We start from the raw sequence: 21,092 nt of genomic DNA, 5'->3' as shown, positions 1-21,092 counted from the left end.
CGGCGATGACCACCGCACCCGCGACGACGACCCCGATGAGTATGCGGTGCGTGCGTGTCAGCTGCATCGCGGCCACCTACTGTCTCCCGCAGTCACCCGCCGGCCTTCCTCTGCACATGATCGGAAGCTCCAGGTTCCCATGCGGGACATCAGGGGGAACATCAGCATCGCGAATGAGCTGCCTCAGGAGCACTGACTGAGAGGTGGCCGCTCTGGGCGGTTCAGGGTGTCGATCGCGAGGCTGGTGGTGAGTCAACCTGGTGCTCTTGCCGGAACAGACCGCGAGGCCATGCGGAGCTGGGAGAGGATCCCGGCATGGCACGCAATCAGCTACCGCGACGGACTGACGAGGCTCAAATCCGGCTCACACCTCAAGACCTTGAGAAGCTCCGGGCAGTTGTGTTCGACGCCAATGCGTATGGACACGCGCGGCCGGACTTTGATCAGCTCGGCCGCTGGGCAAAGCGTCTTGCCGGCATGGAGATCGAGACGTGGGTGCCGGAGCCCGTCGCCTGGGAATGGGCGGAACATCTCGCTCGCGACTGGGAGTTCGTGAACAGCCAGACCCGGAATCAACGTAAGCAGCTGCAGAGCGCAGGCCTCGAAGTACCAGCGCCATCTGGGTACGCGTCTCGCGACGACGTGATCGCGGCGGTGCTGGCGAACCTCTCCGCCATCCCTCATGTGAAAGTCATCGCGCTGACGGGCCTCAGCGCAGTCGAAGGGCTGAAGGACCAGATTCTCCAGCGCCCCCCGGCGAAGACCAAGGGAGGCAGCGACCCAACGACGAGCACCAAGACGGGCGCGAGCGATGGCGCCTGGCTGCGCGACGTCCTTCAACTGGCAGAGCCAGACGAGATCCTGATCGTCACCAGCGACAAAGATGTCCCCGCTGCGTTCAAGGCGTGGGGCATACCCGCGCCCCATGTTCGGCCGCTGAAGGAGCTGCGTCCCACGCTCTTTGATCTAGCTGTGGATGACGGACATGCGCGCTCCGCGATCATCCGCTATCTGACTGCGCGTCTTCCTGCGGACCAGCAGAACCAGGATGTACTCGACATCGGGCGGGTTGTTGGGCTGCAGACGGCCTACTCCCGTATGTGGGAGTCGCAGGACTATGGTCTCGCCGCCTCAGATGTCTCGGGGGCTTCCGTTACCGGTCTCGTCGCGTTGGCCGGCATAGGCCTGGTTCGTGTGGAAGCAGGAGGAAGCACGGATCAGCAGGTGCACGGTCGGAGGGACGACCCTGGCACGTCGAGGCGGGAGACAGCCGACGCGGTCGTCTACTTCTTAGCGACCGGCGAGGCAACCGTCTCAATCGGCTCCCTCGTGGACGACCACGACGTGACAATGGTGCCCATCAACAATGTGCTGGTGTGTGCCAACCTCACCTTCCAGTTCGCTGACGGAGTTATCACCGCCATGTCGGCCGATACCGACTCTGCGGCCATGCTCGTTGAAAGGGCCTTCAACCAGAGCGAAGAGGCGGAAACCGAGCTCGTCCAGGCCCTCAGCCTCGTCCCCGGCATCACGTTGGAGGAGGGTGAGCTCGCAGAGCGACAGCGGTTCGATATCCCAGGAACGGACAACTTCGTCGTCATCACCGTGGGAGGCAACCACGGGATGGACTGGGGCACAGAGATCGACCTCTGGCTCGGCGACGACGAGGAGGAGGGGGAGCCGGTCGGCACAATCAGTTTGGAGTGCGAGTATGACCCGTCCTCCTGGTATGGCGGCGGCCGAGATGGCTTCCAAGGGCCCGATTCCTACCCCGTGGCCGTCGACGGCGATGGGCTGCATGGGCGCTACGGGATCTGGGCTCTCCCAGCTTGGCTACTTGAGCGCGTCGCCTGGCCCAAGTTCTCTGCTCCCCCGATGGCGACGCAGTCGCCGACAACAGGAGACGAACCCGCCAGCGTCTGACTGTAGGGACGGCGGACGGCTCCGGTGCCGTCGGTGCGGCCTGCTGGCCATGCCGCCGGTCCCGTCCGCTGAGACGACCAGAGCTACCGGGTACTCGGTTTCGGTGTCCCGCTCCCCTACCTGCTGGTGCCCGATCGTCAGAGCCGACGCGTCCCCGCCGTCACCGTCATGTTCGACTGCTGGGTTGACCGGATGTTCATCGATGGCGGCGAGGCCGGGCTCGCCAGTCTCCGCGAGCGGTACTCCGCACTCCAGCTGTCACCGACTCAGAGCACGTCATTACGGCGTAATAATTCCGCAGAGAAGGCGAAGCCTGGCATCCAGGCCTTGCCGACATGACCATCTCACCAAGAGCTGAGCAACAACAGCAAAGTTGGACCCGCCCGGAAACGTCTCGTCCGGGTATGGCCATCCCGATGAGACGGGTTGTGATGACCTGTCTCCGGGCGTCATGATCACGGGATGGCTGAGGAGACCGTGGCCGAGAAGACGTGGCGCGGGATACTGGACAAGCATCCCGGCGCGCGGAGGGGCGAGCCCGCAGTGATAGAGGCTGCCTATGCCGAACCTCGGCTGCGGGCCCTGTTTCCGTTTCCCAGCCATGGAGCGCTCACCCTCCACCGGAACACCGAGTTCCCGTGGAGCAACGACCTACCGTTCATCGTGGGCGACGCGCAAGAGTGCATCGTGTACGCGCCTCTGCACGCATCGGAACGTGTCCTGGGGGAGTCGCTCACCCCTCGAGAGGCGGCCGCGTTGGTGGTGGCCCACCTGCCTGACGACTGCGGGCCGGCCTTCGAGGGGCCGTGGCCCCCACCGAGTCACCTCACCGATTGAGCGAGCCGCAGACCGATCCTGCCCCCCATACACGGCTGATGCGACCCCGAGACGGGTCACAAGCTCCCAGCAAGGAGCCAGGTGGCGACCAGACGCAGATGGCGGGCCCCACATCGGTGGGGCCCGCCATCTGCCATGCGCTGAGTCCTTCGCCGCCTTCCGGCGGCTACTCCCCCGCGCGCAGACCTGTCGCGATCTGCTGAAGGATATCTGCGAGCGAGTTACGCGCGTCGGCAGGAAGGTCTCCTCGCATGTCCGCTGTGACGGCCTCGACCCCAGCGCTCCGCTGGAAGTAGCGGAGGATGAATGCACTTCGCTGCTCGTCGTTGAGCTGAGCGAACGCGGCGTCCATGAGCGCCTCGCCCTGCTGCCGGGACTGCGCGGAGGGAGACACCTTCTCGCTGTCGACGGCCCCTGCATCCGCGTCTGAGGATTCGTCTGCGACCTCTCCAGCGCCCACAACGTCATCGCTGCCGAAGGCGGGCTTCATTACGGCGTAATGAACCTGAGCTGGGGGAGCGGGCGCAGGAATGGCCGGAGGCTTGGGCGCCGCCTTCCTCCGTGGAGCCTCCTGCTCCTTCGCTTTGAGCTGGCGGAGGTGCTCTTCCTGCTCTTCGGGCTTCTTCTTCCCTACACGCCGCAGCAGTGCTGCCGACTCCTCGCCGGACTGCAGCCTTTCCTTCAGCTCCGGCGTCAGGCCGAGTAGGGCCAGGCGCTGTGACACCCATCCTTGGGAGCGGTGAAGGCGTGCGGCGAGGGCATCCTGCGTCTTGTGGATGGCAAGAAGTTGCTGGAGAACCTTCGCCTCGTCGAGGGGGTCGAGGTCCTGGCGGTGGACGTTAGCGACGAACGCGGACTCAAGGATCTCGTCGGGGTTGCTGCCGAGTTCGTCGTCCAGCATCACCTTGATCTCGGTGAGGCCGGCTTCGCGCGCGGCAGCGAGACGCGTATTGCCGTCGATGACGACGTACTTGGTCCCCTCCTCAAGATCATTTTTTCGGTCGGGGTTGCCCTCCAGGTAGGCGAACCGGCTCATGATGCTGATGGCGGTCTTCTGCCCGTGGTCGCGGAGGCTCGCTCCGAGATCGGTCAGGTCACCCAGCTCTTCACGGGGGTTGGCCGGGTTGAGGCTGATGACGTCAACAGGGAGCTTGAGCGGCGGGGGAGCGCCGTCGGTAGGGGCCGCGGCGGCGGCTTCGATCGCGGCACGGCGGGCGCTGATGCCTCCCCTGGCCTGGCCGAAGGACGCACTCGCGCGCAGGGTGTCTGCCTTGCTCATGAGATCTCCCTGGTGAGTGCGCGCATGCCGACGGCCTGGTCGCAGCGGGGGGCGTAGGCAAGAAGGGGCCGCTTCAGGCGGACGGCTTCCTTCTGCTCCTTGAGGTCTCCGATGACGCCGACGACCCGCGGATCCTTTATGTCAATCCAAGACTGGAGGGAGGAGGTGGCGATGTAGCCGCGGCGTGCATCGTAGTGGTTGACGACGATGCCGAGGTAGTCGAGTTCGAGGTGCATGTCGCCGCGGAGGTCCTCGATCTGGTTGGTGAGGAGACCGTAGGCGTCGGCGGAACTGTCTTCGGCCTGGACGATGATGAGGATGCCGGAGTTGCCGGGGGCTTCGCCGTCGCGGCGACGCCCGTAGTAGGCGGCGGCGTCCATGCTGAGGCCGAGGCTCGGGGGGCAGTCGATGATGACGACGTCGTAGTCGCCTTCGACCGTTCCCAGGACACGTTCGAGGGCTGCTTCGCGGGCGCGGACGCTGGAGAGCTTCACGTCGAGGAGGAACGCGTCGGTGCACGCCGGCAGCAGGTGCAGCCGGTCGCCGAAGCGTGCGTCCTCGATAGGGACGATGAGGTCCTTAAGTTCGCCCTTCGCCTCACCTGCCATGTGCTTGGTGAGGGAGTCTCCCTCGATGGGCAGCGGCTCGTGCCCGAGCTGGTTCGTGAGGTGACACTGCGGGTCGAAGTCGACGAGGAGCACACGCAGCCCGAGCCCGGGGAGATCCTCGTAGTCGAGGGGAGAGGTCGGTTCCGTGTCAGGATCGAGGAGCGCGGCGGCGAAGTGCTTGGAGATACGCACGGGGTGCAGCTGGTCGCTGTCCTCCGCGAAAGCTTCACCGACGCCCGCGGCGAGCGCGGTCTTGCCAACGCCGCCCTTCTGGTTGCAGATGATGATCCGCTTGGGATGCTCCGGCCGGACGACACCGGGGGCCGGGTTGGTGTCGAGCCAGAACAGGACGGACTGTGTGAGCCCCTGGATGAGCGAAACCCCGCGGGAGGCGCAGGCCTCACGGAACTCGTCCCACTGGCCTGCCGGGAGGAAGGTAGCGAATGGTTTGGCGCCCGCTGTGTCGGCAGCGGGGAGGTTCGCTCCGAGCCGGCGCCATGCGGTGATTCCGGCTTCGACAGCATGCTGGATGTCGGTGCCGTGCTGCGCTGCTCGGACCTTCAGGGCTTGCTGGAGGGCGGGGGGCAGCTTGGAAACGACCTTCTCGCGGTCGGCTGCTTCAGGAGAAGTCATGCGCATACCTTACTAACGACAGAGATCATTTTGACCAAGGACACGTTAGCTAATGCCCTGAGAGCCCGTCAGCGGGCGGATATTACGGCGTAATACTGTGGCCCCACATGCAGGACGACCAACACCCCATCAACACATACGGCCGTGCGCCCCCAGGCCCGTCCGATTATGAAGAGTCACGCTCCCTGCCTGTGCGGGCTGTTACGGAGGGCGAGCGCATGAGCTGAACCATCGCGCACAGGCCTCATGGGGGAGTGGCGAGTAGTGACAGGCGTGCCGCACTTCGTGGTGGCTCACTGGACACGATGGCTGGCGGTGAACGCCAGGCGGGTTGCGGCACCAGGTCCAAACCCGGGCGCGCGTGGGCTGAGCTCCTTCAGATCAGCCGTATGCGCGAAACACCCCGCGATGCTTAGGATCCCGTAGAGAGAAGAAGTGGCGGGCATCTCCACATAGGTGCCGGGCCGGCGTGCTGGCCCGGCGTGCATCCGCACCCCTTCCTGTGCTCCAGCTCAGGAACAGGTTTGCCCGGGACCGGCGGGCCCCGGGCATGACGGACGACTTCGAGCGGGGCCGAGTCAGCGTGGGCTACTCCGGCTCGCCGGACTGGTCCTCATCATGCCTCCAGCGCTCCAGCAGGCCAGTGGCGAGAGCGACGGCTTCTTCGGTCTTGGCGTGATCTTGGCCCAGCCGGGAGCCCAGGATGAGCGCGCCCCTGTGTGCAAGGATCGCGCCGGTGGGGTCGCCCAGAGCAGACATGACTTGGGCCTTGAGGAGCAGGGCGTACCCGATGTAAAGGTGGTCAGGTGCGTAGTGGGCCTCGCGGATGCTGAGCGCCCGGTAGATCAGCGGCGCTGCTGCACTCGGGTCATTGAGGTTGAGGTAGACGGTCGCAAGTGCGATCAAGTCGAAGCTGACATAGGGATCGTCCTGTCCGTACGCCGTCTCGTCGATACGCAGCGCGCGCTCGGCCAGCGGTACCGCAGCCTTGTGGTCACCGAGCTCACACAGGATGCGTGCCAGAGTCGCGAGATCCGTCGCGATGGCTGTGCTGCCGGATGGTAAGCAGGACTGGTGCAGACTCAGCGCACGTTCCGCCAGCGGACGCGCGAGCAGAGCGCTGCCGCGCTCGCGGTGGATTTGCGCGAAAGTGATCAGATCAAAGCCGATCTCGGCGTCCCTGTCATCAAGTGACTCGTCAATCACCAGGGCACGTTCACACAAGGGCATTGCCAACTGGTGGTCGCCGATCGACAGGAGATACACCGCTGCCAGCCTTAGCAGCAGCGCCGTCTCCGCAACGCACTCAGATGGCGGCTCGTCCCTGGTCAGCATCACAACGTGCGGGAGGAGGATCTGCCATCGCGAGCCCGCGTCAGGAACGCCGTGGATATCGTGGGGGACTGCCCGAAGCAACGCACGGCACAGCCGCACTCGAGCCTCGGCGCGCACGACGACCGGCATCGAGGAGCGAACGGCAGCCTGCACCAGCCGGTGCAGAACGAGGCAAGACCGGGCGCGTCCCGCAAGCCCGAGTCCGGCCAGAGCACCGACAGTCATGTCCCATGCCACCGGGTCTGCCACAGCGGTGACCCCCAGGTCGGCCCTGCTGCTGAAAAGATCCAGCGGGATCGGATCCGGGGCTAGCAGAGAACAGAGTTCCAGCAGCCGTTTCGCCTGTGGGCGCTCGCTTTCCAACCGTCGTACGCTCAGTTGCCACAGAGTGGCAACCACGACGGCCGGACGGTCAGCCAACTCGCCCAGCGCAATCATGTCCTCCAGCCGCGATGTCAGTAGAGCAAGGTAGTCGTCCGGCGGGGTGTGGTTGTAGTCCATGTACCCGGCTGCCTGCTCCAGGGCGAGCGGCAGGTCGCCCAGATGCTCGGCGATCCGGTCCGCCACCGCTGGGGTCATGCCGTCAACCCGCCGGCCCAGCAACTCCGTAGCTTCCCTCCTGGTGAACACGTCCAGGTCGACGACGCCGGCCCGCCCCGACCAGCCGCGTGATCTGGTCGTGACGACGACGTGACCGCTGCCCTCCGCATCGCCAGAAGGAAGCGCGTTCACGAGAGGGCCCGGCCTGTCCGCGTTGTCGAGGATGACCAGCCAGGGGCTGTGATCACGCAGTGCGCCATACACGCGTGGGACGACCTCGTCGAAGGGAACCTCCGCGAGTCCCAACTCCTGCGCGAGTGCTGCGAACTGCGAAGTGACAAGGCCGGGATCCTCAGCGTCCACGAAAGCTACGAACCGATACTGCGACCGGTAGCGGTAGGCGTACTCGACCGCGAGCTGGGTCTTACCGGCTCCGCCCAAGCCGCGCACGGCCTGCACCACAGTCCCGCCCGACGTGAGCCGCTGCCTCAACTCCCGCAGTACGGCGTTGCGGCCGGTGAAGTGAGGATTGCGCGGTGGTAGGCGGACGACCCGGAACCGCGAGCAGAGCGGCGTCGGTGCACATACCTCTGGGGCAGCGGTCTCGAGCAGGTCGGTGAGCGTGGCGTGATCGGCGCGCAGCCGCGCGAGTTCCTCCTCAAGAGCCAATGCGATTCTGCCGGTGTGCGCGGCACGGACGCATGCACCTACATATGCCGCGACCCGCTCCCACGGAGGCGGCTTGATGAACTTGCCTGCCAGCAGATCCGACAGGGACGACCGGGTGAGGACGTTGCTCCTGTCATGGGCCAGCAGTTGAGCCTGAGTGGGTGCGCCAGAGGAGACGTACAGCCGTCGCAGCCGGCCGACAAACCACTTCTGCGGTGCACTTGGTAACTCCACGTATACAAACCTCCCCCACCTGGCTCTCCGGAATCGTCCGGGATCCGCAAGCCCTGAAGGCAAGCCTTCCAACGTGGGAAGCCCGCTGAATCCGGGTTCCTCCGGGCCTGCCGCATCCGAACGACTGCGTCCCGCAACGTAGTCGGCGAAACACATAGCGAGATTCCTCGCACGAAGCATCAACGAGAGAACGGACAACAATGAGAAAGCTCATCGGTAGCCTGCTCGGCATCGTCGCCGGCACCCTTCTGGTCACGGCACCCGGAGTTCAGGCAGCGCCCATGGAGACCGCCGTGGCCAAACCCGCCGGTGCCCAGCAGTCGTGGAAGACCACGTTCTACTGCGGCTCAGCGGACACGTGGACTCGGTGCAGCTTGAACTCAAGCGACTTCCCCCGGCCGGCCGAGTGGCTTCCCGGCGGGTCCCCGAGCGCCCACCTCCTGGTCGACAACCACGCGGCTGGAGGAGAAGCCTGTCGCATCGTCGTCAACGGGGGCCGCTTCGACCCCCGGTACATCGACCCGGGATACAACCGCTGGACATGGCTGGGCAACACAGGAACCGATCCCGCAGTTCAGCTTGAATGCATCCGCAGGAGCCAGAGCGGCGACGCGGGGATCGGAGGATACATCCAGTTCAACTACTAGAAGCTATTCGCCGGACCACTGCACTGCGGCAACGAGACGCTGTTCCGCTACGCCAGGCCCCCGTAGCCTCGCCCACCGCCCGAGTCCCGGGCGACAAGCCGGACGGCCGGGCTGCTGCTTGAGGAGAGGCCGGGGCGCTCCAGGCCGTGCTTGCCGATGAGGTGCCGCGGCATCGCGATCACAGTTACGAGACAGCCCCCCAGGGTTCCCGTCGCACTGACACGGCCCGCCGCACACGAAGCGCGGCGGGCCGGGGAGGGGTCAGAGATAGGGCAGTGGCCCTTCGAGCAGCCAGGTGGTGGAGGCTGCTCCGCACAGGAGACATACGGCGTTCGGGACCCAGCGGAGGGCTCCAAGTTTCGCTGTGGCGTCAGCTGCTTCGGCTGTGATGAGCAGGCCGCTGAGGAGCACGAGGACGCTCGTGGACCAGGTGATTTCCGGGCGTCCGATGCTGAGCCAGCCGGCTGCGATACCGAACAGGCAGAGCACGGTGTACAGCACGGGAGGGTCGGGACGGGTGCGGACCTTGTTGACCCGGCGATGGGTGAGAATCACCGCGAACTGCGCGAGCAGTGCCGCAAGGGCGATCAGCATGGAGTGCTCCTAAAACTTGCAGGCGTTCTTGACCGCGGTGATCCCGAGCAGTGCCGCGACGGCCTTGCGGTGCGCCGAGGTCATCTTCCGTCGCTTGGCGTAGGTGCGGATGAGGTTGGCGGTCTTCTTCACGCCGATGCGCTTCACCAGGCGGACTGCGGTCCAGATCTTGGTGGAGGATCCGGCGGGGGTCAGGGCGAAGACGACACTCGCCACGGTCGCCGCACACTTGGTGATCTTCCAGGTGGTCGACCAGAAGCCGGGGTCGATGACGATCGGGAAGGCGCTGGAGGCGTTGAACTCCACGCTCTGGACGATTCTATTGCCGACGACCTTGTAGCTGGTGGGGATATCCCGGCCGTTGGCGTCCTTCGCCCAGGGGGCGTCGAAGAAGGCTGCGGCTTCCCTGGCCGGCGCAACGTCGGGGTTGGTGTCCCCCGGCGAGTAGAGGGAGACGGAACCGTCGTCGTGCGTCACCACGCTCATGCCTGCGGGGATCTGGAAGCTGGTCTCGTAGGTCTTGGGCGCCGCGCTGTTCTTCAGAATGTTCAGGGTTCGCGATCCGCCGTCAGCGGTGGGTTGGACCACGGTGTCCACAGGGCCGGAGGTGTTGTAGACGACGTTGCCGCCGACCTGCGTGCCCTTGGCGCCGGCCTCCGGGATGGAGAGCTGGTTGGGCATGATGTCGTTCTTGATGCTGATGGACTTGTTCTTGCCGTCCCAGGGGATCGAGACGATGTTGTCCTCGGTCACTGCGATGGAGGCGTACGTGGCGTCCGAGGAAGTCGCTGCGGTGATATCCGCAGCGTCGGAGTACGTGTTGGCCAGTCCCAGGGTGTTCTCCGCCGCCGTGGGCTTCCAGGCGGTGTCGACGGTGAACCGGACCGGCGCGGACCAGCCGTTCGCGTAGTGCTCCCCGTCGAAGGTGGTGGTGCGGAAACTGTAGGTCTTGCCGTTGGTCAGCTTGCCTGCGGGAACCTTGACCTGCGAGGTGCTGTTCGCGGCCGCGGGGGAGGCGTTGAGGGTGGTCACGACCTTCCCGGTCGCCGTGTCGGTGATCTCGTAGGTGCCCACGATGTTGTCGTCGCCGTTGGTGTCCTCGGTGGAGAACCTCAGCGTCGGGGTCGTGGAGTTGACCTTGAAGATGCCGCCGGTGGAGATGAACGGTGCGCCGGCCTGCAGGTTGGTGCCGTTGTAGGGGCGGTAGTTGTACGTCACCTCCAGGGTGGGGATCTTCGTCTGGTCGGCGACGTCGGCGGAGTAGAAGCGCTTCCAGGCGTAGACCTCGTCCTCGTTGGCGGCCTTGAGGGCGATGCTGCCCGTCTCCGCCCTGGCGGAGGACCAGGTCTTGGCGAGCGAGGTGACGTCGGCGGTGGCCCAGCCCTCGGTCTTGCAGGCCGCTGACTTCGTCTCCGAGGACGTGGCGATCTTGTCGGTGCGTGTCGGCTGCTTCGTCCAGCGGGTGTTCTTGTCAGCGGCACCCGAGGCCCACACCTCCCAGTCGCGCTTCTCGCACGACCAGGAGTGGTAGTTCCACATCTTCAGGCTGGCCTTCGACACGAGCGCGTCGGCGAAGTTCGAGGTCCGGAAGGTGAGGAAGGAACGGGCGACACGCTTGGTGCTTCCTTCGTAGTCACCGGGCCAGCCGACCTTCAGGTCGGTATTCACCGACTGGTCAGTGGTGTCGCCACCCTGGACGAACGTATCGAAGAGGACGTCGAGAGCATCAGTGGAGGGGTCAATCGTGACCGGGTACTGGGTGTGCTCGTCGGCCAGCCACCCCGTGTCGGGCCGCAGGGAGAGCTCCGCAGTATTGCCGTTCTGGGTCACCGTCATGGCGACCTTCTTGCGGTTGGTGTGCTCCAGCGAGCGAGCGTCGATCTGGCTGTCCCACATCGTGGGAGCGGGCATCGTCGCCACCACCTCACCGGACGCGGCGCGGAAGTCGACGCCTCCACCGGCACCCTGCTCGGCCTTCATGCCGTCGGGGAGAACCAGCGGCATGACCAGCGGCGCCCCGTCCTTGGGCTGCTTGCGCAGTTTCAGGTACTGCTCGAACCCTGTCCGGGTGGCTTCCACCACCAGGTCGCCGCCGGGCACCGCGTCGGGGTAGGTCGCCACGTTGTCGGTGAGCTGCGGAGCAGGCAGTCCGCCCTTCCACTGCAGCGCGACCTTCTGGTCACCGCTGCCGAGCGTGACCAGGTCGCGGGCGGCGTCGTCAGGTGCCAAAGCCGCGGCCTTCAGTGACCGCGCGATGCTCCCGCCCCCGCCGGCCATACGCAGGCCTTCGGGGTGCGCGGCGGCGGTAACGTTTCCGTCGGCGGAGCGCTTCAGGTCGAGATCGACATCGACCCAGCGCCCGTCCTTGATCATGCGCACAGGGCCTGCTGCGGATACGCGCGTGAGCGTTCCGTCCGCGTTGGCGTAGACCGTATCGGTCTCGGTGCGCATCTGGAGAACCTCTACCCGGCGGTCCTGCACCTTGGCGGCGGTCAGAGCGGCTTCGGGAGTCTCTGCCTCGGATATCGGATGCTCTTCGAGAGCCTGAACGGTCTCGAGCAGGTCCGAGACAGCTTGCTCGGCTTGCTCGGTCGGGCTGTCGGAGGCGTTACCGCGCTCATCCGCAGAGGCCAGGTACGGCGTGGACAGCAGAACTGCGCCAGCCGTCGCGATGGCGACGGTCCCCGTGCGCCAAGAGGTCTTCACTTATGTACTCCCCATCATCACGGTCAGGCGCGGACGCCTCGGTGACCGTGCGGTCTCATGATCAGGGAGGAACTTAACATGTTCATACTTATATGCCCTATATAGCCTCAGGTGACCATCTGGGGCATAGAAACCTAAGAGGGCAACTGTCCGTATTGAGTATCTAGTTGGCTCTTGCGCGGATAGCTTCTACTGGCTCGGGCATCAGTAGGCCACCGACAAGGTCAAGTCCAGACCCCCGAACCTCCCCGTGCCCCGCCGCAGGAGTACGGTCGGGCAGCCGCTGGAGTGCGCGCCGCCGTGGCGCTCATGCGGCCCGCCCCCACGCCGCCGTCCCCGCGCGGCCGGCCCGGCACCCGTTGATGGACGGCACGGTGGCGTGCTGCTTGGTCGCGAGGGCCGCGCGGCCGCGTGCTTGCCGTCGTAGAGCGCGGCGTCAGCGGTCCTCTGCAATGCGGTCAGGTCGCGGGTGCCCAGGGCGTCCGCGGTCGCGGCGCCGATCGAGGCGGCGACGGTGACCGTGCGGCCGTCGTCCAGGACGACCGGGGTATGCAGCATGCGGACCAGCTGCTCCAGGCGGAGCCGGCGGCGGCCCGGGGGCAGGTCCAGGCCTACGGCGAACTCGTCGCCTCCGAGCCTGCCCACGGCAGCGCGCGGGCCCGCCCACACGGTGAGCCGGGCACCGAAGGCGGCGAGTACGACATCGCCCGCCGCGTGGCCAAGGCTGTCGTTGATCTGCTTGAAGTGGTCGGCGTCGACCATCACGACGGCCAGGTCGTCGCCGTGGCGGGTCAGGAGACGGCGGGCGCGGGCGGTGTAGGCGTCGCGGCGCAGGAGTCCGGTGACCGGGTCGCGGCGGGTGGCGGCGAGGCGCTTGTGCAGGGCGACGGCGTGGACCGCCCAGCCCGTCAGCGGAACGGCGGCGGTGGTGATCAGGAGGGTACGCGGGCCGATCCGGCCCGGTACACGCACGGTGGAGTTCATACTGGGGTCTCCCTCTCGTCTTGTACGGGATGGGTGGCCCGGGACGGGCGGATGATTTGGACGTCGTGGCGTCCGTCCCGGGGTAGAACTACAGCTCGTAGGTCGTGGAGTTGAGCCAGCTGTACGAGCTCCTCCAGAGGCCGGCCGTCGCGGCGGACCAGTCGAGGTCCCAGCCGGGCCGGTATCCGCAGCAGCACCAGCCGTCCGCGCGCCCGTGAGGGACCTCGCGTCCGGCCTTCGTCGCGGTGCGTGCCGCGTCGTAAACCTCGTGGGCGATTCGTACGGCGGCGCTGCGGCTGTCGGCCCTGCCGGTGAAGACGTGCAGACCGCTGTGACTGAGCGCTCTATTTGGCCTGCCTGGTCAGATGCACGCTCAGAACGCGGTGGAGCCTGTCCGCGGCGTCCCGTACGGTCGGTCCGTGATGATCAAAACGGGCGGCCCCCGCACCGTCGGTGTCCCTTCTCCCGAGGCGCGGCTGCGCTTCGGGACGGAACTGCAGGAACTCGGCGGCGGGCCACGTCGCCGCTTGCTCATGGTCGACGACGAGCCGGCCTTCGAGCTCAGCTTCTACTGCGGAACGTGCCCGCTCCTCTTTCGCCGACTGGAGACCGCGAACGAGAAGTTGTCCTTGGAGGACATGCACGAACGGCTGGGCGGCCCGCTGGACAACCCGGACGACAACGGCGTGATCGAAGCGTTCGGAGCTTTGCTGCCGGAGGGCGAGTACCCTCCGCTCCTCCTGGACGTGGAACCCCGGCTGGTCCTCCCCGGCAAGGAGGGCGACTACTTCAGCGGCGAACAGGTCACGGCGTGGGGGATCGACCAGTTCTGGGGACTCCCGCAGTACCCGCACACGCCGTACTACCGGACCTTCGAGACCGTGGTCGATGCGAACGCCCACCTCTACGAATTCGTCGTGCCCATGGTTCCCCCGACCTGGAACGAGAGAGGGCGCGTCGAGGAGTACGTCGCGCTCATGGAGCAGGGAACGGTCCCCACAGCGGTGGCGATCTCCACGCTCGACGTATGCCAGTCCGCCCTCGGCCTGGCAGATGACCCCGCCGCGCACTGGGGCCTGACCCACTTCCTCCTCGACGGCCACCACAAACTGGAAGCCGCTGCCACCGCCCGCCGGCCGGTGCGCCTCCTCTCGCTGCTGGCCTTGGGCGAGAGCCTGGCCGGAGCGGAAGACGCCGCCCGGCTGCCTGCGCTGCGCGCGCAATCCCACTTCGCCCGAGCGACCGGATAGGTGGCCCGAGAGGTCCTGTCGGCACCAAACCGGGCCCCTCCCTCCCAGCGCTCGCCCACACGGCCCGATCGAGGCCCCGGATGCCGACCTATGACGCTCAGAGGCGAATTGGCACGCTCAGTCACACAGGCCCGCCTTGTAGAGCCATTCGAGTGAGCCAACTCCCTTTCAAGGGCGGCAAAAACGGCTGTGCGGCCCACAGGCGGCCTCTCGGGCTGTGCCGCATCCCATCACCCCGGCACTGCGGAGATCGTCCACACAAGGCCCGATGTAGCGCTTCGCTTTTCAGACGGAAAGTCACTTACGCGAAATGTGTCACCTGAGGAGCTGCGCCGAGGTCCGGGGTACGACGGATCGCGTGCGGGGTGCGGCAGACATGCGACGCCGTTGCCATACCCAAAAGAGGCCCGTAACCCCCCCTCGCGAGGGGGGGTTACGGGCCTGACGTTGCTCTCTGCAGAAAGCTCACCGACGCTTTCGGAAACGCTGAGACATCCTCCGGTACCACGAGGTCCGTCCAGGCCTATTGCCAGGGGAGGTAGCGAGCCACCGGTCGCGCTCGGTAACGCGCTTCTTCGCGAACCATTCGGGCTGGTAGTCCGCGCCCTCGCAGACGGGGCAGATGTGCGGGTGGTCGGCGAACTCGTACTGCGGTGGGCAGCCGACCTCTCGGCAGTCCGGCAGCGTGGGGTCCTCTCCGAGGCCACCACAGTAGGGGCACCGCGTGAAGCGGTAGTCGATGGGCGCGCCGTGGTGGAGGTCGGAGTGGAGTTGGGCGAGGCCGCGGACTCCGAGCTCGCGGAGCAGGGCGTCGGCGGCGAGGATCTGCCGTTCGATCGCGGTGTGGTGGTGGTCGGCGAGCATCTGTACGGCGGTTCACCAGGCGAGGGTGGTGCGGTCGACCGGCGGTGCGGGGTGGTTGCTGCCCCAGGGGTCGTCGGGGTCCGGCGGTGCTGCGGGGGTGAGGGGGGCGGTGAGCGGGATGCCCTGTGTGGTGAGTTGGGTGGTGATGTCGGCGATCCGCTTCAGGAACTCGGTGAAGAGGCGTGTCATGGGCTGGTCCTTGGGTGTGGGGCTGCTGGGTGCGACGCGGTGTCCGTACCGATAGGGGATGGCTGGTGGCCGCGTACGGTCGGGTGCTCAGGGGTGGTTGGTGTTCTCGAAGGCGCGGATGAGGTGTCCGATGCTTTCGGGGGTCGTGGCTTCGCCGACCCAGGTGCCGGCGGTGGTGAACACGGGGACCTCGTTGCGGTCGGCGTCGAAGACGAGGACGTAGTTGCCGTAGCGCTCCAGCACGGTGCCGCTGACGGTGGTCAGCTGTACGACGTCGAGGATGTCGACGGTGTGGACGCGCAGGTGCGGGGGAGTGCCGGGGGCGTCGGGTTCGGTGATGGTGCCGGTGACTCGGAGAAGGTCGCCGAGCCTCGCCTGGTGCAGGACCAGTTCGGCGGCCGCGGGGTGATCGGTGGTGCAGGCGTAGACCTGCTCGGGGGCGTCCGGGTCGGTGGCGTCCAGGTGGTCGGGGGAGTGGATCAGGTCGAAGCGGACGGTGGTGCCGGTGCCGGTCTCGGGGGTGGTGTCGATGTATCCGTCGAGGGTGACGAGGCTCATCGGGCTGCCTCCGTGGGGTTCTTCCGTGTGCGGCGGGGGCTCGGGGTGTGCTGGGCGAGAAGGAGGGCTTCGCGGTTGCGCTGCTGCTGTGCGGGCGTGAGGAGGCGCGGTGCGGGTCGGCGGGTGGTCCAGTTGGGGTGGGCGGCGGGTTCGGGGTAGGCGCGGTCGTGCGTGCTGGTGCTCATGAGGTGCCTCCGGAGGAGGGGGTTCAGGAGTGGACGCTGCGGTGGCGCTGTGGCGGGGCATGCGGTGAGTGAACCGGGGTGTGGTCACCGGTTCACTCACCGCGGCGAGCCGCTCGGGGTCACGACTCGGCGACGCCTTCTTGGTGAGTGGCGGGCGGAAACGGTGAGCCGTCCCGCAGGGGTGGTTCAGGCGTGGTCGTGGCCTCGGCGGCGGCCGACGTGGGCGTCCGAGGCGAACCGGCCGAGACGGGCCTCGACGGGGTTCGCCGCGATCCACGTTTCGGCGCAGCTCTTGTGAACGGGCTCGCCGGTGTGGGAGCGCATCGGGGTGGGCTGGTCGCACAGGGCGCAGGGGCGGTCCTGCCAGCGGTCGAAGTGGCTGGCGTCGCACCAGTCGAGGAGGTCGCCGGGGGCCGGGATCAGGCCCGGCTCCACCGGTGGCTTCTTGTTGCGGGTGCGGGTCACGGGCGGAAGCCGGGCAGCTGCTGGAAGACCTGGCCCAGCAGGTCGCCGGTCGGCTTCCAGGGGCCGAGCTGTCCGCGTGCGGGGACGGGCAGGGGGAGCTCCTGGACATCGGCGAGTTCCAGGTGCCATGCGCCGGGGTGCGCCCACGGGGAGCAGAGCGGGGCCCCGTCGGGGTCCTGGTGGCTGCCGGTGATCCGGGCGATGCCGATCACCGCGCCGGTGACCAGCTGACGGCCGTGGATCGTGCGGGCGACCAGCGGGAGACGCAGGGCGGGCTTATCGGTCTGCTGGCTCGCGTGCAGAAGCACCCAGCCCGGCTTCCATGGCCGGGGCCGGTTCTCGATGGTCTTCGCACCGGTCAGGATCGCGGCGGTCCAGGGCTGCTTGATGCTGATGCCCCGGATCCAGTCGTCCTCGGGCAAGGTCAGGGCGCTCATGCGGCACGCCCCCAGACCGCTGTCCCCGGGCGGCCGACGCGGCGTCCGTTGATGGACGGCGTGGTCGCGTGCGCGGCCGTGGCGACGACGGCCCGGCCGGAGTGTTTCCCGGCGTACAGCGCGACGTCGGCCGCCCTCTGTAGTGCGGTCAGGTCCCGGGTGCCCAGGACGTCCGGGGTCGCGGCGCCGACCGAGGCGGCGACGTCGACCGTGCGGCCGTCGTCCAGGACGACCGGGGTGTGGAGCATCCGCACCAGCTGCTCCAGGCGCTGCGCGCGGCGACCCGGGGCCAGGCCCAGAACGACGGCGAACTCGTCGCCTCCGAGCCTGCCGACGGCTGCGTGCGGGCCCGCCCAGGCGGTGAGCCGGGTGCCGAAGGCGGTGAGTACGGCGTCGCCCGCCGCATGGCCCAGGGTGTCGTTCACGGTCTTGAAATGGTCGGCGTCGACCATCACGACGGCCAGGTCGTCGCCGTGGCGGGCCAGGAGGCGGCGGGCGCGGGCGGTGTAGGCGTCGCGTCGCAGCAGGCCGGTCAGCGGGTCCTTGCGGGTGGCGGCGAGGCGCTTGTGCAGGGTGAGGGCGTGGGCAGCCCAGCCGGTCAGCGGTACGGCTGCGGTGGCGATCAGGAGTGCGTGCCGGCTGTACCGGCCCGGTAAGCGCACGGCGGCGTTCATACTGAGGTGTCCCTCTCTCGTCTCATGCACGGGTGGGGGTAGCTCGGGACCGCCGTTGCCTCGGCGGTCCCGAGCGTTTTCTGTTGTGGTGGTTGCGCGGGGTGCCTTTCGGGCCGTCAGCGGCCGGTGCGGGCGCGGGTCTCGGTGACGATGGCCCGGCCGTCGGGGTGGTCGCGTACGACGGAGCTCAGGGCTTGCCACCAGACGTTGGCGTACTCGTGGCGCTCTTCCAGGTCCCGCAGCCTGCCGGTGAGCCGGTCGAGTCGGGCGGTGAGGGTGTCGCACAGGCACTGCGCGTCGGGGTCCTGGATCCGGGCCATGCACCCGGGGGAGAGGCAGAGCGCCCCGTCGGGGTCGGTGAACCAGTAGCACGCGCCCGGCAGGGTGTCGGGGGTGGCGGGCACGGGGTTGTCGCGCGTGCCGATGCCGGTGCCGGTCATCGGGCGGAGTTGGTGAGGGTGGAGGCCAGGTGCACCGTGGGCCAGCCCTCTTCGTGCAGCTGCTCGGCGGTGGGCAGCTGGTGGTGGAACTCGCGAACGATGTGGGCGGGCACGACCCGGCCGCGGCCGGCGTTCTGTGCCTCGACGATCGCCAGGGGTACGTCGAACAGCACGGCTACGGCCGGGCGCTCCCAGTGGGCGGCGCGGGCCAGCAGCCCGGCCCGGACGGAAGCGCGCAGGTTGGTGGAGTCGACGATCGTGGTCAGGCCACGGGCCAGGCGAGCGCCCAGGAGCAGGTCCTGGATCTGCACAGCGACCGGTGTCGCGGACTGGTCGGTCTCGGTATCGGCGGCGAGCTTGCGATAGAAGTCCAGGGAGACCCGCCAAGTGTCGGGCCACTGGGCGGCGAAGGCGGACTTGCCGCAGCCCGGCGGCCCGATCAGGGTGCACATCGTGCCGGGGGCGAGGGTCAGGCGGTTCATCGGGTCCTTCCGGTTGCGGCGGGCGGCCCCGGCCGCGTGGCGGGGCCGCGCTCGGTGGCGTGAGGGTGGTGCGTCAACCTGGTGGGTCTCCTGATCTCGCGTGCGGGTGAAGGGGACGGGGCTGGTCGGCCACTTTGCCGATGCTGCGGCCGGCCCTCCCCCTCCGCCCCGGGGCGGAGGGGCGTTCAGGTGGCCGGGATGCTGTCGCAGTACGGGCCGCCGTTGTCGGCGCTGTGGACGCCGCGGCCGCCGGTGGCGCGCAGCTCCGCCAGGAGCTCCAGGAGATCCCTCTCGTCCTCCAGGAGCGAGGGGACGTAGCCGAGGCCGCAGGCGCAGGGCACGAGGAGGGTGAGGACGTCCCGGTAGTCGGCGTCCGCGGTGATCGTGTGGTGCAGCCACAGCCCGCCGTCGAGGTGCGCCACCGCGCTGGGCTGAACGTTGTTGTCCATCAGGGCCGGGAATCCGGTCCACGCGTCCTGGTCCACTGCCTGGCTCAGAGTGTCGGGATAGGCGGTGATGGCTGTGGTCCGTGTCAAGGAGCACGAGCTGGTGTGGATCGTTTCCTGGCAGTCCGAGGACTTCGTACGCACCCGGGACTCGAAGTACGCGCTGATTGGCAACGGGCCGTATCTGGTCGACCGCGTCGACGGAGGACTGCACCAGATCGGCGTCGTCTCCGCCGTAAACGGAGAGTGGGAGGCCGACTATCGGGCCCGGATACGCGGGCTGCCGGTGCGCACTGCAGTGGACGATCTACACGATGCGCTCCGCGGCGTCGCCGCTACGCGCGGACGCATGCATGCTGTGCGGACGCTGCGCCAAAGGCTGCCTGTGCTCTCGCCCGCGGAGGCCATCGAGTACGTGAGCGCGTTGCTGGAGGATGATGCGCCCGCGCGCCTCGTGGCCGTCGCGACCAAAGAGTTGGTGGAGCCCCTCAACCCGGTGCTTGCGGTAAAGACCATTCGAGCGGAGCGGTAATCCGAGCCGGTCAGAGACCCAAGGGGTGACTGGAAAGCCAGTCAGCGTGCCGATCGCGCATCCGGTCCCGTTCTTCGGGCGTGGCGAGGAAGACATCGGCGCCACCGTCGTAGGGGTGGTGGATGCGCTGCATGCGGGTGTCGGTGATGAGGATTCCCGCCATCTTGTCGTCGGCGATATCTCGGAGCAAGTCGTCGATGCAGCCGCGCTGCCAGGTCCGGCGGGCGGCAAAGAGATGGCAGTACGTGCGGAACTCAGGGTCAGGATCGTCCTCCACCAGCAGGCTCTGCCAATACCCCGTGACGGGTTCCAATGGCGGAACATCGGCCTCGGTCGTCCAAAGCGGAGTGATCACATACACGTCCGCGCCGGCGAACAACTCCTCAAGGACGGTGTTGTAACGCTCGAGGACGACGGTGTACTCGCTCGCGTCCTCCGCGTACCGCTTCGACTCCGGCAGGCTGTGAAAACGTACCCAGACATCCCGATACGGGTCGCGGAGCTTGTACCCAACCGGAGGGCAACTGGGCCAACGCTGCTGCCACAGCTCCGTCAGATCCGTCTGCCCATCTCCTGACACCCGCCGCACTCGTCCTCTCGCATGTGAACCTACCGACGCCCATGATGTCGCGGCTCACCCACGAGAGAAACCGACTTCTTAGCCGCCGATTCGCCGACTGCTGATGTAGCCGGTCCAGTCACGCTTGGCCAGCGTGGCCCACCGGGTCGCATTGCTCACGCTGGTGCCTGTGACTTCAGCGAGGATTGACGCAGGAACGTTGGCGGCGAGGGCGAGGCGGGCGGTGTTGCGACCGGCGAGCCCTTTGAGGTCGTGCTTGCGGAGTTGAATGTGGATCGACTGCAGGCCCAACGGACGAGCCGGGTTGTGGCCCGGGAAGAGCCATGGGGTTGTGCTGGCGGTGCGGTTGTTCTCCCAGGCCGCTTCCGCTTGCTCCAGGCGCTGCCCGACGAGGGCCGAGATGCGGGGCGGCAGGTCCACGTGGTGGTCGTTCAGATGCAGGCGCACGGTGCTTCCGTTCAGCGACACGTCCTCGGTGGTGAGCCGGAGGATCTTGCTGATCTGCAGGCCGAGGAGGAGGACGAGGCTGCCGACTACTCGCGCGGCAAGCGGGATGGTCTCGTCCTCTACGCAGCGTCGGAGCTGCTGTAGACGCTCGTCGTCTTCGATGAAGACGCTGGGCTGTTCCACCCGGCTTCTGGGCACATCTAGGCGTCGGGCGAGCTTGTGGCGATGTGCCCCCTGCATGAACTGGCGGATGTCTCGGCGATGTTGCTTGCCCTGGCACAGCCAGCGGTCGAGAGTCGGCTGGTTGAGGTCGGCCAGGGCGATGCCCTCGTCGTCCATCCAGGCCAACCGTTCCAGCGGGCGCTGAATGAGGGAGCGCGTCCGCGCCAGGGACGAAGGGCTCAGTCCTCAGCGGTGCGGAGGGTGATCTCCACCGTCGTCCGGTCGTGGGCGGTGCGGACGGTGATGGTCCCCGCCGCCCCGAGGAGCTGGGCATCGACCAGGACGGGGCCGGGACGGGCGGCGGTGAGGGTGCGAACGGGCATGGCAAAGCT

General features: G+C 67.5%; 23 protein-coding genes and 1 pseudogene. 5 read left to right on the top strand and 19 right to left on the bottom strand.

What is annotated here, in order from left to right; translation table 11 throughout:
• Positions 1-315: 315 nt before the first annotated feature.
• A complete protein-coding gene (locus tag IE134_RS33355) occupies positions 316-1,923 on the top strand; it encodes a hypothetical protein (protein ID WP_189432735.1) in 1,608 nt (535 codons plus the stop codon).
• A gap of 462 nt (positions 1,924-2,385) precedes the next feature.
• Entirely contained in the window at positions 2,386-2,760 is a 375-nt protein-coding gene (locus IE134_RS33350; RefSeq protein ID WP_189432734.1) for a DUF6193 family natural product biosynthesis protein, read from the top strand.
• 166 nt (positions 2,761-2,926) lie between these two features.
• On the opposite strand, the gene IE134_RS33345 is transcribed toward IE134_RS33350, so the two are convergent.
• The 3 genes from IE134_RS33345 to fxsT form a co-directional block, all read right to left on the bottom strand.
• Entirely contained in the window at positions 2,927-4,039 is a 1,113-nt protein-coding gene (locus IE134_RS33345) for a ParB/RepB/Spo0J family partition protein (protein ID WP_189432733.1), read from the bottom strand.
• On the bottom strand, positions 4,036-5,280 hold the full coding sequence (locus IE134_RS33340; protein WP_189432732.1) for a ParA family protein: 1,245 nt from the start codon (positions 5,278-5,280) through the stop codon (positions 4,036-4,038). The genes IE134_RS33345 and IE134_RS33340 overlap by 4 nt, the downstream gene beginning before the upstream one ends.
• A 588-nt stretch (positions 5,281-5,868) precedes the next feature.
• Complete coding sequence (gene fxsT / locus IE134_RS33335; RefSeq protein ID WP_189432731.1) at positions 5,869-8,058, bottom strand: FxSxx-COOH system tetratricopeptide repeat protein; 2,190 nt, start codon at positions 8,056-8,058, stop codon at positions 5,869-5,871.
• 200 nt (positions 8,059-8,258) lie between these two features.
• Between fxsT and IE134_RS33330 the strand changes: the two genes are divergently transcribed.
• Complete coding sequence (locus IE134_RS33330; RefSeq protein ID WP_189432730.1) at positions 8,259-8,705, top strand: hypothetical protein; 447 nt, start codon at positions 8,259-8,261, stop codon at positions 8,703-8,705.
• A gap of 261 nt (positions 8,706-8,966) precedes the next feature.
• Here the strand turns inward: IE134_RS33330 and IE134_RS33325 are convergent, their stop codons facing one another.
• The 3 genes and pseudogenes from IE134_RS33325 to IE134_RS33315 form a co-directional block, all read right to left on the bottom strand.
• The gene (locus tag IE134_RS33325; RefSeq protein ID WP_189432729.1) at positions 8,967-9,299 is read right to left on the bottom strand and encodes a hypothetical protein; all 333 of its coding nucleotides are present in this window, start codon (positions 9,297-9,299) and stop codon (positions 8,967-8,969) included.
• 9 nt (positions 9,300-9,308) lie between these two features.
• Positions 9,309-11,750, bottom strand: coding sequence for a DNRLRE domain-containing protein (locus tag IE134_RS33320; protein WP_229823832.1), 2,442 nt, complete (start codon positions 11,748-11,750; stop codon positions 9,309-9,311).
• Between the two features lie 562 nt (positions 11,751-12,312).
• A pseudogene (locus tag IE134_RS33315) lies at positions 12,313-12,989 on the bottom strand (GGDEF domain-containing protein).
• Positions 12,990-13,411: 422 nt separating this feature from the next.
• Between IE134_RS33315 and IE134_RS33310 the strand changes: the two are divergent.
• On the top strand, positions 13,412-14,239 hold the full coding sequence (locus IE134_RS33310; protein WP_189432736.1) for a hypothetical protein: 828 nt from the start codon (positions 13,412-13,414) through the stop codon (positions 14,237-14,239).
• Between the two features lie 465 nt (positions 14,240-14,704).
• On the opposite strand, the gene IE134_RS33305 is transcribed toward IE134_RS33310, so the two are convergent.
• The 10 genes from IE134_RS33305 to IE134_RS33265 form a co-directional block, all read right to left on the bottom strand.
• A complete protein-coding gene (locus IE134_RS33305; RefSeq protein ID WP_229823830.1) occupies positions 14,705-15,103 on the bottom strand; it encodes a hypothetical protein in 399 nt (132 codons plus the stop codon).
• A gap of 12 nt (positions 15,104-15,115) precedes the next feature.
• Complete coding sequence (locus tag IE134_RS34365) at positions 15,116-15,292, bottom strand: hypothetical protein (RefSeq protein ID WP_229823829.1); 177 nt, start codon at positions 15,290-15,292, stop codon at positions 15,116-15,118.
• Positions 15,293-15,379: 87 nt separating this feature from the next.
• Positions 15,380-15,850 (bottom strand): hypothetical protein, encoded by a 471-nt coding sequence (locus tag IE134_RS33300; RefSeq protein WP_189432727.1) that lies wholly within the window; start codon positions 15,848-15,850, stop codon positions 15,380-15,382.
• Positions 15,847-16,035 (bottom strand): hypothetical protein, encoded by a 189-nt coding sequence (locus tag IE134_RS33295; protein WP_189432726.1) that lies wholly within the window; start codon positions 16,033-16,035, stop codon positions 15,847-15,849. The genes IE134_RS33300 and IE134_RS33295 overlap by 4 nt, the downstream gene beginning before the upstream one ends.
• A gap of 186 nt (positions 16,036-16,221) precedes the next feature.
• A complete protein-coding gene (locus IE134_RS33290; RefSeq protein ID WP_189432724.1) occupies positions 16,222-16,500 on the bottom strand; it encodes a hypothetical protein in 279 nt (92 codons plus the stop codon).
• The gene (locus tag IE134_RS33285; protein WP_030815539.1) at positions 16,497-16,937 is read right to left on the bottom strand and encodes an ASCH domain-containing protein; all 441 of its coding nucleotides are present in this window, start codon (positions 16,935-16,937) and stop codon (positions 16,497-16,499) included. The genes IE134_RS33290 and IE134_RS33285 overlap by 4 nt, the downstream gene beginning before the upstream one ends.
• Entirely contained in the window at positions 16,934-17,611 is a 678-nt protein-coding gene (locus IE134_RS33280; RefSeq protein WP_097894114.1) for a GGDEF domain-containing protein, read from the bottom strand. The genes IE134_RS33285 and IE134_RS33280 overlap by 4 nt, the downstream gene beginning before the upstream one ends.
• Positions 17,612-17,727: 116 nt before the next feature.
• Positions 17,728-18,051 carry a hypothetical protein gene (locus IE134_RS33275; protein WP_030816043.1) on the bottom strand — a complete coding sequence of 108 codons (324 nt, stop codon included), beginning with the start codon at positions 18,049-18,051 and terminating at the stop codon, positions 17,728-17,730.
• Complete coding sequence (locus IE134_RS33270; protein ID WP_189432722.1) at positions 18,048-18,533, bottom strand: ATP-binding protein; 486 nt, start codon at positions 18,531-18,533, stop codon at positions 18,048-18,050. Before IE134_RS33270 ends, IE134_RS33275 begins: the two co-directional genes overlap by 4 nt.
• 185 nt (positions 18,534-18,718) lie before the next feature.
• On the bottom strand, positions 18,719-19,018 hold the full coding sequence (locus tag IE134_RS33265) for a hypothetical protein (RefSeq protein ID WP_189432720.1): 300 nt from the start codon (positions 19,016-19,018) through the stop codon (positions 18,719-18,721).
• A 31-nt stretch (positions 19,019-19,049) separates the two neighbouring features.
• On the opposite strand from IE134_RS33265, the gene IE134_RS33260 reads away from it, so the two are divergent.
• Positions 19,050-19,511, top strand: coding sequence for a YrhB domain-containing protein (locus IE134_RS33260; RefSeq protein ID WP_189432717.1), 462 nt, complete (start codon positions 19,050-19,052; stop codon positions 19,509-19,511).
• 10 nt (positions 19,512-19,521) lie between these two features.
• Here IE134_RS33260 and IE134_RS33255 read toward each other — a convergent pair whose 3' ends face one another.
• The 3 genes from IE134_RS33255 to IE134_RS33245 all read right to left on the bottom strand — a co-directional run bounded on the left by IE134_RS33255 (position 19,522) and on the right by IE134_RS33245 (position 21,083).
• The gene (locus IE134_RS33255) at positions 19,522-20,091 is read right to left on the bottom strand and encodes a DUF3885 domain-containing protein (protein ID WP_189432715.1); all 570 of its coding nucleotides are present in this window, start codon (positions 20,089-20,091) and stop codon (positions 19,522-19,524) included.
• Between the two features lie 78 nt (positions 20,092-20,169).
• Positions 20,170-20,877: a hypothetical protein gene (locus IE134_RS33250; protein WP_189432713.1), complete on the bottom strand. Its 708-nt coding sequence runs from the start codon at positions 20,875-20,877 to the stop codon at positions 20,170-20,172.
• Between the two features lie 62 nt (positions 20,878-20,939).
• The gene (locus tag IE134_RS33245) at positions 20,940-21,083 is read right to left on the bottom strand and encodes a hypothetical protein (protein WP_158726956.1); all 144 of its coding nucleotides are present in this window, start codon (positions 21,081-21,083) and stop codon (positions 20,940-20,942) included.
• Positions 21,084-21,092 lie beyond the last annotated feature (9 nt).

It is taken from the genome of Streptomyces rubiginosohelvolus (genome assembly GCF_014649875.1).
Lineage (GTDB): Bacteria > Actinomycetota > Actinomycetes > Streptomycetales > Streptomycetaceae > Streptomyces > Streptomyces rubiginosohelvolus.
This window is presented reverse-complemented; position numbering and strand designations above follow the sequence as displayed.

Bases quoted from the DNA above. Each gene is read 5' to 3' on its own strand.
- IE134_RS33355 (WP_189432735.1), top strand. From the start codon at position 316: ATGGCACGCAATCAGCTACCGCGACGGACTGACGAGGCTCAAATCCGG.
- IE134_RS33350 (WP_189432734.1), top strand. From the start codon at position 2,386: ATGGCTGAGGAGACCGTGGCCGAGAAGACGTGGCGCGGGATACTGGAC.
- IE134_RS33345 (WP_189432733.1), bottom strand. From the start codon at position 4,039: ATGAGCAAGGCAGACACCCTGCGCGCGAGTGCGTCCTTCGGCCAGGCC.
- IE134_RS33340 (WP_189432732.1), bottom strand. From the start codon at position 5,280: ATGACTTCTCCTGAAGCAGCCGACCGCGAGAAGGTCGTTTCCAAGCTG.
- IE134_RS33330 (WP_189432730.1), top strand. From the start codon at position 8,259: ATGAGAAAGCTCATCGGTAGCCTGCTCGGCATCGTCGCCGGCACCCTT.
- IE134_RS33325 (WP_189432729.1), bottom strand. From the start codon at position 9,299: ATGCTGATCGCCCTTGCGGCACTGCTCGCGCAGTTCGCGGTGATTCTC.
- IE134_RS33320 (WP_229823832.1), bottom strand. From the start codon at position 11,750: ATGCGCACCGAGACCGATACGGTCTACGCCAACGCGGACGGAACGCTC.
- IE134_RS33310 (WP_189432736.1), top strand. From the start codon at position 13,412: ATGATCAAAACGGGCGGCCCCCGCACCGTCGGTGTCCCTTCTCCCGAG.
- IE134_RS33305 (WP_229823830.1), bottom strand. From the start codon at position 15,103: ATGCTCGCCGACCACCACCACACCGCGATCGAACGGCAGATCCTCGCC.
- IE134_RS34365 (WP_229823829.1), bottom strand. From the start codon at position 15,292: ATGACACGCCTCTTCACCGAGTTCCTGAAGCGGATCGCCGACATCACC.
- IE134_RS33300 (WP_189432727.1), bottom strand. From the start codon at position 15,850: ATGAGCCTCGTCACCCTCGACGGATACATCGACACCACCCCCGAGACC.
- IE134_RS33295 (WP_189432726.1), bottom strand. From the start codon at position 16,035: ATGAGCACCAGCACGCACGACCGCGCCTACCCCGAACCCGCCGCCCAC.
- IE134_RS33285 (WP_030815539.1), bottom strand. From the start codon at position 16,937: ATGAGCGCCCTGACCTTGCCCGAGGACGACTGGATCCGGGGCATCAGC.
- IE134_RS33280 (WP_097894114.1), bottom strand. From the start codon at position 17,611: ATGAACGCCGCCGTGCGCTTACCGGGCCGGTACAGCCGGCACGCACTC.
- IE134_RS33275 (WP_030816043.1), bottom strand. From the start codon at position 18,051: ATGACCGGCACCGGCATCGGCACGCGCGACAACCCCGTGCCCGCCACC.
- IE134_RS33270 (WP_189432722.1), bottom strand. From the start codon at position 18,533: ATGAACCGCCTGACCCTCGCCCCCGGCACGATGTGCACCCTGATCGGG.
- IE134_RS33260 (WP_189432717.1), top strand. From the start codon at position 19,050: ATGGCTGTGGTCCGTGTCAAGGAGCACGAGCTGGTGTGGATCGTTTCC.
- IE134_RS33250 (WP_189432713.1), bottom strand. From the start codon at position 20,877: ATGGACGACGAGGGCATCGCCCTGGCCGACCTCAACCAGCCGACTCTC.
- IE134_RS33245 (WP_158726956.1), bottom strand. From the start codon at position 21,083: ATGCCCGTTCGCACCCTCACCGCCGCCCGTCCCGGCCCCGTCCTGGTC.